We start from the raw sequence: 10,872 nt of genomic DNA, 5'->3' as shown, positions 1-10,872 counted from the left end.
GCTATGTGGATCCGGTCGGCCTCACGCAAGTACCGCGAGGGACCGGGCGGGGGCGCCACCGCTGTGATCGGTGACGCCCCGACGTCCCGGCCGGACGGGGCGCGGCCGTTACGCCACCGCTTCCCCGTCCGGAGGTTGATCCCGACGATCCGGCACGCCTCCGCGTTGCTCACACCCTGCTGCATGAGCTGAAGGTAGACGCGCCGTTCCTCGGTCAGGGAACGACGCCCCCGGTTGATCGAACGGTCCCGGACCTCGAAGTCCATCGCACTCCCCGAGCTGGGGTGTTGCGACGACCACTAGAACCCAAGGACGGGCGGGGGCCGCTGTCGTTCGCGGTGGGCCTCAGGCGAGCGTGCTTATCGGCCACCCACCCGGCAGCAGTCCGGTTCGAGACCGGCCGGGAGGCGTTCGCCGCTGAAGACCGCGGTGGTCGCCTCGTCCCCGCCGAGCGCGGCCACCGCGAGCAGCAGGGATCCGGCGGTCCAGGTGGTGAGTTCCTCGGGCCATATGGCCCGCTCGCCCTCGAAGACGTATCCCGTCCAGTAGAGGCCGCCATCGGCCCGCAGGTGCTGGATGGACTGCAGGATCTCCAGGGACCGGTCCGACTCCCCCATGATCCAGAGGGCCAGGGCCAGTTCGCAGCTCTCGCCGCCGGTCACCCATGGGTTGGGGAGCACGCAGCGCACCCCGAGTCCGGGGACCACGAAGCTGTCCCAGCCGTCCTCGATCCGCCGGCTCGCGGCGGAGCCGGTGACCGCGCCGCCGAGCACCGGGTAGTACCAGTCCATCGAGTAGCGGCTCTTGTCCAGGAAGCGCTCGGGGTGGCTGCGGATCGCGTGGCCGAGCGCCCCGGCCGCCAGCTCCCAGTCCGGCTGGGCCTCCTCGCGCTGTTCGGCCAGCGCCAGTGCGCAGCGCAGTGCCTGGTGGATGGAGGAGCAACCGGTCAGCAGCGCGTCGGTGACCGGGGTGCCGTCCGCCTCGCGCTTCCAGCCGATCTGCCCACCTGGCTGCTGGAGCCGCAGCACGCATTCGATCGCGGCGAAGACCGTCGGCCACATCCGGTCGACGAACGCGTCGTCACCGGTGGCGAGGTAGTGGTGCCAGACGCCGACGGCCACGTAGGCGCAGAAGTTGGTCTCGAGACCGAGGTCGGTCGGCTTGGCGGGGTCGCCGTCGTGGTACGCGGCGTACCAGGAGCCGTCGCCGTTCTGGTGGCGGGCCAGCCATGCGTAGGCGCGGGCGGCGGCCTCGTGCTCACCGGCCGCGTCCAGCGCCATCGCGGCCTCGATGTGGTCCCACGGGTCGAGGTGGTGGCCACGGAACCAGGGCAGCGCACCGTCCCCGCGCTGCACGGCGAGCAGTGCGGCCACGGTCTCGGCCGCCTGTTCGGCGGTGAGGACGCCCGGCAGGACGAGATGCTCGGTCTGCTCCGGCGTGCTCACGCCGCCTCGGCCTCGGGCAGGTGCGGCTTGGTGGCGTACGCCACGAAGCTCTTGCCGACGACCGGGTTGAGCAGCTGCTCGGCGACCCGGGTGGCGAGCGGCTTCTTCATGATGTCCCAGACCAGCAGCTTGTGATAGGCGCGCACCGGCAGCGCTGCGTCCTCGCCGTCACGGCCCACTCCGAAGGCGCACTTCAGCCACCAGTAGGGGCTGTGCAGCGCGTGCGCGTGGTGGGTGCCGTAGGGCTTGAGCCCGGCCTCGCGGATCCTGCCGAGCAGCTGGTCGGCCTTGTAGATGCGGATGTGCCCGCCCTCGACCTCGTGGTACGCGTCGGAGAGGGTCCAGCAGACCTTCTCGGGGCCGTAGCGGGGCACGGTGATCGCGATCCGGCCACCGGGCTTCAGCACCCGGACCATCTCGGCGAGCACGCCCTTGTCGTCGGGGATGTGCTCCATCACCTCGGAGATGATCACGACGTCGAAGGAGGCGTCGGGGAAGGGCAGGTTGAGCGCGTCGCCCTCCATCGCGGTGGCGGTCGCGCCCGCGGGCGCCTCACCGGCCTCCTTCATCGCGGCGAACCACTTCGCGACCTCGCGGATCTCCTCGCTGTTCTGGTCGAGGGCCACCACCTGGGCGCCGCGCCGGTAGCACTCGAAGGCATGCCGGCCGGCGCCGCAGCCCAGATCGAGCACCCGGTCGCCGGCGGCGAGCGGGAAGCGGGTGAAGTCGACGGTCAGCACGGGGGCCTGCCTTCGAGGTCGGAGGTACGGATTCCAGGAGACACCGGAGCCACGGGGGCCACAGGAGCCGCGGGGGCAGTCACCTGCGGGCTCCCCGGGCCGCGATCGACTGACGGTACAGCTCGACGGTACCGAGAGCGGCCCTGGCCCAGGTGAAGTTGGCCAGTACCCGGGCGCGGCCTGCCTCACCGAGCCTGGCGCGCAGTTCGCGGTCGCCGAGGAGCCGGCCGAGAGCGGCGGCCAGCGCCCCCGCGTCACCGGGCGGCACGGCGAGGCAGGTCTCCCCGTCGGGCCCCGCGACCTCGGGGATCGCGCCACCGGTGGTGGCGACCAGCGGGGTCCCGGTGGCCATGGCCTCGGCGGCGGGCAGCGAGAAGCCCTCGTACAGCGAGGGGACGCAGGAGATCTGGGCGCTGCGGACAAGGTCGACGAGCTCGGCGTCGCTGATGCCCTTCACGAACTCCACGGCGTCCTGGAGCCCGTAGCGCTCGATGGCCTGGGCGACGGGGCCGCGTTCGGCCCGCTTGCCGACGACCACGAGGTGCGCCCGCGGGTTCTCGACCCGGAGCTTGGCGAGTGCCTCCACCAGGTGGACGAGGCCCTTGAGCGGGACGTCCGCGCTGGAGGTGGTGACGATCCGGCCGGGGATCTCGGCGACCGAGGGGTCGGGCGACCAGAGGTCGGTGTCGGCCCCGATGTGCACGACCTGGATGCGCTCCCTGCGCACCCCGAGGTGCTCGACGATCTCCTGCTGGGAGGAGCCGGAGACGGTGAGGACGGACGGCAGCCGGCGGGCGACGCGCTTCTGCATGCGTGTGAAGCCGTACCAGCGGCGCACGGCGAGCCGGCGGCGCACCGAACCCGCGGCTTCCAGATCCAGCCTGCGGTCGACGGTGATGGGGTGGTGGATCGTGGTGACCAGCGGCGCGCCGAGGTCCCCGAGCAGCCCGTAGCCGAGCGTCTGATTGTCGTGCACCACGTCGAAGTCGCCGCGCCTGGCGAGGAGATGACGGCGGGCCCGCAGGCTGAAGGTGGTGGGCTCGGGGAAGCCGCCCGTCCACATGGTGGCGACTTCGGCGACATCGATCCAGTCGCGGTACTCGCCACGCCCCGGGGTGCGGAAGGGGTCGGGCTGGCGGTAGAGGTCGAGGCTCGGCAGCTCGGTGAGCGGGACACCCTCGTCGAGTACGGGGTAGGGCTGGGCGCCGATCACTTCGACGCTGTGGCCGAGCCGCGCGAGCTCCCGGCCGAGGTGGCGGACGTAGACGCCCTGGCCGCCGCAGAAGGGGTTGCCCTTGTAGGTCAGGAGTGCGATGCGCAAGGGCCGGTCACCGTCCGTGCCCGAGGCGCTGCCGCCCGCGAGGGGGCCCGTATCTATGGCCTCAGCGGTCACACTCGGCCCCCTTCTCACTGCCTTTTCGCCGGAGCGTAACCGGTCGCGCTAATCTAGAACAAGTTTCAGACTGGTCGGTTCAACCCGCACCGAATCTACCGGCAGGTAGCGTCGGTGTGGCGGCCGGATCAGGTGATTCGCGCCACGGCAACACCCTGGCATGCCGCGCGCGCCCGGAAACAGGCGCCCGGCCGGGCAGGGAACCGGTTCTCCCTTATTGGACGGGGACAGATGACAGCGGAAGCCAGGCCCCCGGCACCTCTCCTGACGGAACGCCAGGAGGCGCGCCGTCGCGGCATCCTGCAGGCCGGCGCCCAGCTCGCGGGGCGTGGCGGCTTCGAGGCGGTGCAGATGCGTGAGGTGGCGGACGCCGCCGGGGTCGCCCTGGGCACGCTCTACCGCTACTTCCCCTCCAAGGTCCATCTGCTGGTCGCGATCATGCAGGATCAGCTCCAGCATCTGCACGCGGTACTCCGCAGGAAGCAGCCGGCCACGGGCGACGACGCCGCCGAGCGGGTCGCCGAGACGCTGATGCTGGCCTTCAGGGCCCTCCAGCGCGATCCGCATCTGGCCGATGCCATGGTGCGGGCGCTGACCTTCGCCGACCGGGGGGTGAGCCCGGAGGTGGACGCGGTGTCCCGGCTGACGACGGCGATCGTCCTGGACGCGATGGGGGTGGAGAACCCCACGCAGGAGCAGCTGGCCGTGGTCCGCGTCATCGAGCACACCTGGCACTCCGCGCTGATCACCTGGCTGTCGGGCCGGGAGTCGATCGCACAGGTGAAGGGCGACATCGAGACGGTGTGCGGGCTGATCGACCGTCCGGCGGACGCCCGCTGACCCCGCGGCCCTCCCCCGCTGTCAGGCCGGGTCCTCGTAGGCGCCCTTGGCCTTCTCGGGCAGATGGCAGCCGTCCTCGACGGCGGTGAGGGACACCGGCTGCCCGGTCCCTGAGTCCTCCACGGCCGCGTAGCGGGCGTACAGCTTCCAGCCGCGCTTGGCGAGGGTGCGGTAGGTGGTGTCCTGCTCGGCATGGCTGGAGATGATCTCCCAGTCGTGCTGCCGCAACCGCATCACCGTCGCGTCGAAGGCGCCGGCGGAGTCCGGTGCGGCGCTCTTCCAGGGCGCGACGCACGTCCGCCAGGCCCCGTCGGGCAGCCCGGCCGTCGAGGTGTCGCCGGCCGGGAGGCCACCGGCCCGGGCGAGGCCGGCTATCTCGGCGGCGACGACCTGCGTGGTGAACGGCGGGGTCGGTTCGGGTGAGGCGGAGGCGGAGGCGGGGGCCGCCCCGTCGCTGTCCCCCGTCAGGCCGCAGCCCGCCGTCACCGTCATGAATCCGGCCGCCACGGCGGCGACGGCCACCGTCCTTCGAATGCGCAACTCTGCTTCCCACCCGGCTCGTCCCATCCCGGGGCAACCGCCTCGGGACCTCCGCCGGAGTTTCGCACGGGCCTGAACTGCTGGGAAGGCCCTTCGTCCACGGGGTGCGGCTGTCCGCCCTGAGGGGATCGGGAGCGCCCCGGTAGAGTGGGCGGGTCGCCATCCTGCCCGTACAGGGGGAAGCCGGTGCGAATCCGGCACAGACCCAAGCCCTACGCGCTCGGCCAGTTCGAGCAGGGGAAACCCCATTCGAGAGGCCCAGCCCGCCATGTCCGTACGCCGCAGCGCGGCAGCGCTCGCGATCACCGCCGCCGTGCTCTGTGGAGCTGCCGCCCCGGTGGCGGTCGCCGCGCCGAGTCCCTCCCCGTCGTCCTCCGCACCCAAGCTTCCTGCGGGGCTGTACGGCACCGAGGACCCGACGTACGACGGGGTGTGGCGCCAGTCACTGTCCTTCCTCGCTCAGAAGATCGAGCTGGTCACCCCCGCCACGCAGTCGGTGGACTGGCTGGTCGGCCAGCAGTGCGCCAGCGGGGCCTTCGCCGCCTACCGCGACGCCTCCAAGCCCTGCGACGCGAAGACCGTCGCGGACACCAACGCCACGGGGGCGGCGGTCCAGGCGATGGTCGAGCTCGCCGTGCACGGTGAGGTCGTGGCCAACGGGGTCAGCTGGCTGAAGTCCGTACAGAACGACGACGGCGGCTGGGGCTACAACCCGGGCAGCCCGAGCGACGCCAACTCCACCGCCGTGGTGACCGGGGCGCTGGCGCGGGCGGGCGTCCCGCTCGCCGACATCACGAAGCCCGGCGGGAAGACCCCGTACACGGCGCTGCAGAGCTTCGCGCTGCCGTGCGAGGACGAGGACGGCGGGGCGTTCGCCTACCAGCCGGACAAGGACGGCAAGCTCACCGCCAACGCGGACGCCACGGCTGCGGCCGTCATCGGTGCGATGGGCAAGGGCCTGGCCTCGGGGAACTCCAACGCGGTGAAGGCACCCGTCTGCCACAAGGGCACCGGTCTCACCGCCGAGCAGTCCGCGCAGAACGGCGCCTACTACCTCGCGAAGACGCTCGCAGGCTCCGGATATCTGAAGTCCGCGCCGATGCCGGGCGCCGAGGAGTCGGACCCGCAGCCGGACTTCGGCAACACCGCGGACGCGGTCGTGGCACTGGCGGCGTCCGGCCACAAGGACAAGGCCGCCGGAGCGGTCACGTATCTGGAGAAGCACGCCCAGGGCTGGGCGAAGGAGGGCGGCCCCGCCGCCACCGCCCAGCTGGTGCTCGCCGCCCACGCGACCGGCTCCGCGGCCCGTGACTTCGGCGGTGTCGACCTCGTCGCGCAGCTCAACGCGACGGGCCCCGCGCCCGCCGCGACCGCCGTGCCCTCGCCGACCGCGACGACACCCTCGGCGCCCGCGGACACGAGCAGCGACGACGAGGGGCTCGGCCTCTGGTGGATCATCGGCATCGGGCTCGCCTTCGGCGCCGGCATCGGCTTCCTGCTCAGCGGACGCAGGAAGAACCAGCAGCTGTGAGAGCCCGTCGGGCTCCGGGCCGCCCGCTGGGCGCGGGAGCGGTGCTGCTCATCGGCGCCCTGCTTGCCGTGCTGGGAGCGGGAAGCGCTCAGGCGGCGGGCTACCGCTACTGGTCGTTCTGGGAGGGCGACGGCGCGAAGAGCTGGACGTACGCCGCCCAGGGGCCGTCCATGGTCAGGCCCGACGACGGAGCCGTGCAGGGCTTCCGCTTCTCGGTGAGCGCGGATTCCCAGGACTCCGCGCAGCCACGCCGCGCGCCCGGCTTCGGTGCCGTCTGCGCGGAGACCCCGGCGAAGGACGGCCTCAAGCGGGTCGCGCTGGTCATCGACCCGGGAACGGCGGCCGACGCGCCGGACGGCGAGAAGCCGCCCGCGCTGCGTACCGCCTGTGCCCGGGTCGCGCAGGACGCGAGCACCGCGGAGGCCCTCGCTTCGGTCGCGAAGCCCCTGCGCTACGACAGCTCGGCGATGCTCTGCGCGATCTCGGGGTATCCGCGGTCGGGCTGCGGTGAGCAGGTCGGCCAGGACTCCGGCGGAGCGAAGTCCGACGGCCCGGCCACGGCACCCGCCACCGGCACCGGCACCGGCACCGGCAGCAGCGCCGACGAAGGAAGCTCCGGCGGCCCGTCGGCGGGTGTACTCGCCGGCGTCGGCGCGGTGCTCGTCCTGGGTGCCGCCGCTGTGCTGCGGGCCCGCCGCCGCCGATGACCCGCTCCACCGGCACGGCCCGGCCCCACCCTGACCTGCGCGCCCCAGGGGCGACCCGCGCCAACGCCCTGCCGGCCGGGGCGTGGTGGCTGTGGGCACTCGGTCTCGCGACCGCCGCTTCCCGTACGACGAACCCGCTGCTGCTCGGGCTGCTGGTGGGCGTGGCGGGCTATGTGGTGGCCGCGCGCCGTACGGACGCGCCGTGGGCCAGGTCGTACGGGGCGTTCATCAGGCTGGGGCTGTTCGTCGTCGCCGTACGGCTGGTGTTCTCCGTACTCCTCGGCTCGTCGGTGCCCGGGACGCACGCCCTGTTCACCCTGCCCGAGGTGCCGTTGCCCGGCTGGGCGCAGGGGGTCAGGATCGGCGGCCGGGTCACGGCGGAGCAGCTGGTCTTCGCGCTGTACGACGGTGCGAAGCTGGCCACCCTGCTGATCTGCGTCGGCGCGGCCAACTCACTGGCCAGTCCGGCCCGGCTGCTGAAGTCTCTGCCCGGCGCGCTGTACGAGGTGGGGGTCGCCGTCGTCGTCGCGATGACGTTCGCCCCGAACATGGTCGCCGATGTGGCGCGGCTGCGGACGGCCCGCAGGCTGCGCGGCCGTCCGACCGGCGGGATCAGGGCGGTGCTCCAGATCGGTCTGCCGGTGCTCGATGGCGCGCTGGAGCGCTCGGTGGCCGTCGCGGCGTCGATGGACGCGCGGGGGTACGGGCGCACCGCGCGGGTCTCGCCGGCCGTCCGCCGCACCACCCATGTGCTGACGCTCGGCGGACTGCTGGGCGTGTGCGCGGGGACATACGGGCTGCTGGCGGCGGAAGGCGCCGTGCACGGGCTGCCGTTGCTGCTGGCCGGGCTGCTCGCGGCGCTGGCCGGGCTCAGGCTCGGCGGGCGCCGTTCGGTGCGTACCCGCTACCGGCCCGACCTCTGGGGCGCCCGCGCCTGGCTCGTCGCCGTCTCGGGCGCGGCCGTCGCCGCGGCGATGATCGGGGCGGACGCCGTCGCCCCTGATGCCCTGCACCCGGGGGTCGTGCCGCTCACGGCCCCGGTGCTGCCGTTGTGGCCTGCCGCCTCGGTACTGATCGGACTGCTGCCCGCCGTGGTGGCGCCACTGCCCGCTTCCCCCTCGGACTCCAAGGAGCTCACATGATCCGGTTCGAGAACGTCTCGGTGCGGTACGAGGGCGCGGAGCGCCCCACCCTGTCCGGGGTCGATCTCACGATCCCCGAGGGCGAACTGGTGCTGGCCGTCGGACCTTCCGGTGTCGGCAAGTCGACTCTGCTGGGGGCCGTGTCCGGTCTCGTGCCGCACTTCACCGGCGGGGAGCTGAGCGGCCGGGTCACCGTCGGCGGCCGTGACACCCGCACCCACAAGCCGCGTGAACTCGCCGACCTGGTCGGCACGGTGGGCCAGGATCCGCTCGCCCACTTCGTGACGGACACCGTCGAGGACGAGCTGGCGTACGGCATGGAGTCCCTGGGCCTCGCCCCCGACGTGATGCGGCGCCGCGTCGAGGAGATGCTCGACCTGCTGGGTCTCGCGGAGCTGCGCGACCGGCCGATCGCCACGCTCTCCGGTGGCCAGCGCCAGCGCGTCGCGATCGGCTCGGTCCTCACCCCGCACCCCAAGGTGCTGGTGCTCGACGAGCCGACGTCCGCGCTCGACCCGGCGGCGGCCGAGGACGTCCTCGCGGTCCTCCAGCGACTCGTGCACGACCTGGGCACGACGGTGCTGATGGCCGAGCACCGGCTGGAGCGCGTGGTGCAGTACGCCGACCAGGTCCTCCTGCTGCCCGCGCCCGGCGCCGCCCCGGTGATGGGCGCGCCCGCCGACATCATGGCGCTCTCGCCCGTCCGCCCTCCGGTGGTGGCCCTGGGCCGGCTCATGGGCTGGGATCCGCTGCCGCTCTCGGTGCGTGACGCCAGGCGCCGCGCGGTGGATCTGCGGGCGCGGCTCGCCGATGTGGAGCCGCCGGCGCGCGAGGCCGCCGCGGAGGCCGAGGTCGCCCCGCTCCCCGCTCAGGCCGCCGCCCGCCCGGGTCTTCTGAGCCGGCTGTTCGGCCGGGGCCCGGCCGGCGCCCCGGCGAAGCTCCCGGCCCACGACCCGGTCACCCGCGTCGAGCGGCTCGGGGTGCGGCACGGGCGCGTCCAGGCGCTGCGCGGGGTGACGCTGTCCGTCGCGCCGGGCGAGACCGTGGCGCTGATGGGCCGTAACGGCGCGGGGAAGTCGACCCTGCTGACGACCCTGGTCGGGATGACCGAGCCGACCACGGGGTCGGTCATGGTCGGCGGTCTGGAGCCCTCCCGTACGGCGCCGCGCGACATGGTGCGCCGGGTCGGGCTCGTCCCGCAGGAACCGCGCGACCTGCTGTACGCGGACACCGTCGCCGCCGAGTGCGAGGCGGCGGACTCCGACGCGGGCGCGCCCGTGGGCAGCTGCCGTGCGCTGGTCTCCGAGCTGCTGCCCGGGGTGCCGGACGACATCCACCCCCGTGATCTCTCGGAGGGCCAGCGGCTCGCGCTGGCCCTTGCCCTGGTGCTGACCGCCCGGCCCCCGCTGCTCCTCCTCGACGAGCCGACGCGCGGCCTGGACTACGCGGCGAAGGCCCGGCTCGTCGGCGTACTGCGCCGGCTGGCCGCCGACGGCCACGGCATCGTCCTGGCCACGCATGATGTGGAGCTGGCCGCGGAGCTGGCGCACCGGGTGGTGATCCTGGCCGACGGTGAGGCCGTCGCCGACGGCCCGACCCGGCAGGTCGTGGTCTCATCGCCCGCCTTCGCCCCGCAGACCGCGAAGATCCTGGCGCCCCGGGAGTGGCTGACGGTGTCGCAGGTGCGCACGGCTCTGGAGACGCTCGCATGACGGCCGGGTCCACGCGCCCGGTCCGGCTGGGCCCGCACGCCGTCGCCGCGCTCGTCCTGATCAGCGCGGTCGGTCTCGTCGCCTTCGGCTGGCCCCTGCTGGCGGGTGCGGAGTCCGGTCTCGCCCACGCCAAGGACGCGCCCTGGCTGTTCGCCGTCCTGCTGGTGCTGCTCGTCGGGGTGGTCCTCGCGACGATCGCGGACTCCGGTCTGGACGCGAAGGCCGTCGCGATGCTGGGCGTACTCGCCGCGGTCGGCGCGGCGCTGCGTCCGCTGGGCGCGGGGACGGCCGGCCTGGAGCCGATGTTCTTCCTGATGGTGCTGAGCGGCCGGGTGCTGGGTCCGGGCTTCGGCTTCGTGCTCGGCTCGGTCACGATGTTCGCCTCGGCGCTGCTCACGGGCGGGGTCGGGCCGTGGATGCCGTTCCAGATGCTGTCGATGGGCTGGTTCACCATGGGCGCGGGCCTGCTGCCGGGCCCTGACCGGCTGCGCGGCCGGGGCGAGCTCCTGATGCTGGCGTGCTACGGCTTCGTGGCGGCGTTCGCGTACGGCACGGTGATGAATCTGTACGGCTGGACGATCGTGCCGGGCCTCGGCTCGGGGGTCTCCTTCGTCGCGGGCGCACCGCTCCACGAGAACCTGGTCCGCTTCCTCGCCTACTGCACCGCCACCTCGCTCGGCTGGGACCTGGGCCGCGCCGTCCTCACCCTCGCGCTGACCGTGGCCATCGGCCCGACGCTGCTGAGGGCCCTGCGCCGGGCCACCCGCCGCGCCGCGTTCGACGCGCGGGCGGCCTTCCGGGCACCCGCGGACTGAGCGCGCT

The 10,872-nt window shown here is 73.5% G+C and carries 10 protein-coding genes and 1 pseudogene; 6 read left to right on the top strand and 5 right to left on the bottom strand.

The window, feature by feature from the left end:
* The 4 genes and pseudogenes from AB0C75_RS07740 to AB0C75_RS07725 form a co-directional block, all read right to left on the bottom strand.
* A pseudogene (locus AB0C75_RS07740) lies at positions 1-266 on the bottom strand (IS30 family transposase); the annotation flags it as partial.
* A gap of 93 nt (positions 267-359) precedes the next feature.
* Positions 360-1,445: a prenyltransferase gene (locus AB0C75_RS07735; RefSeq protein WP_362888095.1), complete on the bottom strand. Its 1,086-nt coding sequence runs from the start codon at positions 1,443-1,445 to the stop codon at positions 360-362.
* Positions 1,442-2,185, bottom strand: coding sequence for a class I SAM-dependent methyltransferase (locus AB0C75_RS07730; protein WP_362888094.1), 744 nt, complete (start codon positions 2,183-2,185; stop codon positions 1,442-1,444). Before AB0C75_RS07730 ends, AB0C75_RS07735 begins: the two co-directional genes overlap by 4 nt.
* A gap of 79 nt (positions 2,186-2,264) precedes the next feature.
* Positions 2,265-3,578, bottom strand: coding sequence for a glycosyltransferase family 4 protein (locus tag AB0C75_RS07725; protein ID WP_362888093.1), 1,314 nt, complete (start codon positions 3,576-3,578; stop codon positions 2,265-2,267).
* Between the two features lie 231 nt (positions 3,579-3,809).
* Between AB0C75_RS07725 and AB0C75_RS07720 the strand changes: the two genes are divergently transcribed.
* Entirely contained in the window at positions 3,810-4,418 is a 609-nt protein-coding gene (locus tag AB0C75_RS07720; RefSeq protein WP_362888092.1) for a TetR family transcriptional regulator, read from the top strand.
* A gap of 21 nt (positions 4,419-4,439) precedes the next feature.
* Here AB0C75_RS07720 and AB0C75_RS07715 read toward each other — a convergent pair whose 3' ends face one another.
* Complete coding sequence (locus AB0C75_RS07715) at positions 4,440-4,958, bottom strand: hypothetical protein (protein WP_362888090.1); 519 nt, start codon at positions 4,956-4,958, stop codon at positions 4,440-4,442.
* Between the two features lie 268 nt (positions 4,959-5,226).
* On the opposite strand from AB0C75_RS07715, the gene AB0C75_RS07710 reads away from it, so the two are divergent.
* The 5 genes from AB0C75_RS07710 to AB0C75_RS07690 are packed head-to-tail and all read left to right on the top strand — an operon-like array spanning position 5,227 to position 10,865.
* Complete coding sequence (locus AB0C75_RS07710; RefSeq protein WP_362888088.1) at positions 5,227-6,489, top strand: prenyltransferase/squalene oxidase repeat-containing protein; 1,263 nt, start codon at positions 5,227-5,229, stop codon at positions 6,487-6,489.
* Between the two features lie 26 nt (positions 6,490-6,515).
* Positions 6,516-7,196 carry an SCO2322 family protein gene (locus AB0C75_RS07705; RefSeq protein ID WP_362888120.1) on the top strand — a complete coding sequence of 227 codons (681 nt, stop codon included), beginning with the start codon at positions 6,516-6,518 and terminating at the stop codon, positions 7,194-7,196.
* On the top strand, positions 7,193-8,338 hold the full coding sequence (locus AB0C75_RS07700) for an energy-coupling factor transporter transmembrane protein EcfT (protein ID WP_362888086.1): 1,146 nt from the start codon (positions 7,193-7,195) through the stop codon (positions 8,336-8,338). Before AB0C75_RS07705 ends, AB0C75_RS07700 begins: the two co-directional genes overlap by 4 nt.
* A complete protein-coding gene (locus tag AB0C75_RS07695) occupies positions 8,335-10,050 on the top strand; it encodes an ATP-binding cassette domain-containing protein (protein WP_362888084.1) in 1,716 nt (571 codons plus the stop codon). Before AB0C75_RS07700 ends, AB0C75_RS07695 begins: the two co-directional genes overlap by 4 nt.
* Entirely contained in the window at positions 10,047-10,865 is an 819-nt protein-coding gene (locus tag AB0C75_RS07690; RefSeq protein WP_362888082.1) for an ECF transporter S component, read from the top strand. Before AB0C75_RS07695 ends, AB0C75_RS07690 begins: the two co-directional genes overlap by 4 nt.
* The last annotated feature ends 7 nt before the right edge of the window (positions 10,866-10,872 follow it).

This window comes from Streptomyces sp. NPDC048565 (assembly GCF_040650935.1).
Classification (GTDB): Bacteria; Actinomycetota; Actinomycetes; order Streptomycetales; family Streptomycetaceae; genus Streptomyces.
This window is presented reverse-complemented; position numbering and strand designations above follow the sequence as displayed.

Bases quoted from the DNA above. Each gene is read 5' to 3' on its own strand.
- AB0C75_RS07695 (WP_362888084.1), top strand. From the start codon at position 8,335: ATGATCCGGTTCGAGAACGTCTCGGTGCGGTACGAGGGCGCGGAGCGC.
- AB0C75_RS07710 (WP_362888088.1), top strand. From the start codon at position 5,227: ATGTCCGTACGCCGCAGCGCGGCAGCGCTCGCGATCACCGCCGCCGTG.
- AB0C75_RS07700 (WP_362888086.1), top strand. From the start codon at position 7,193: ATGACCCGCTCCACCGGCACGGCCCGGCCCCACCCTGACCTGCGCGCC.
- AB0C75_RS07690 (WP_362888082.1), top strand. From the start codon at position 10,047: ATGACGGCCGGGTCCACGCGCCCGGTCCGGCTGGGCCCGCACGCCGTC.
- AB0C75_RS07720 (WP_362888092.1), top strand. From the start codon at position 3,810: ATGACAGCGGAAGCCAGGCCCCCGGCACCTCTCCTGACGGAACGCCAG.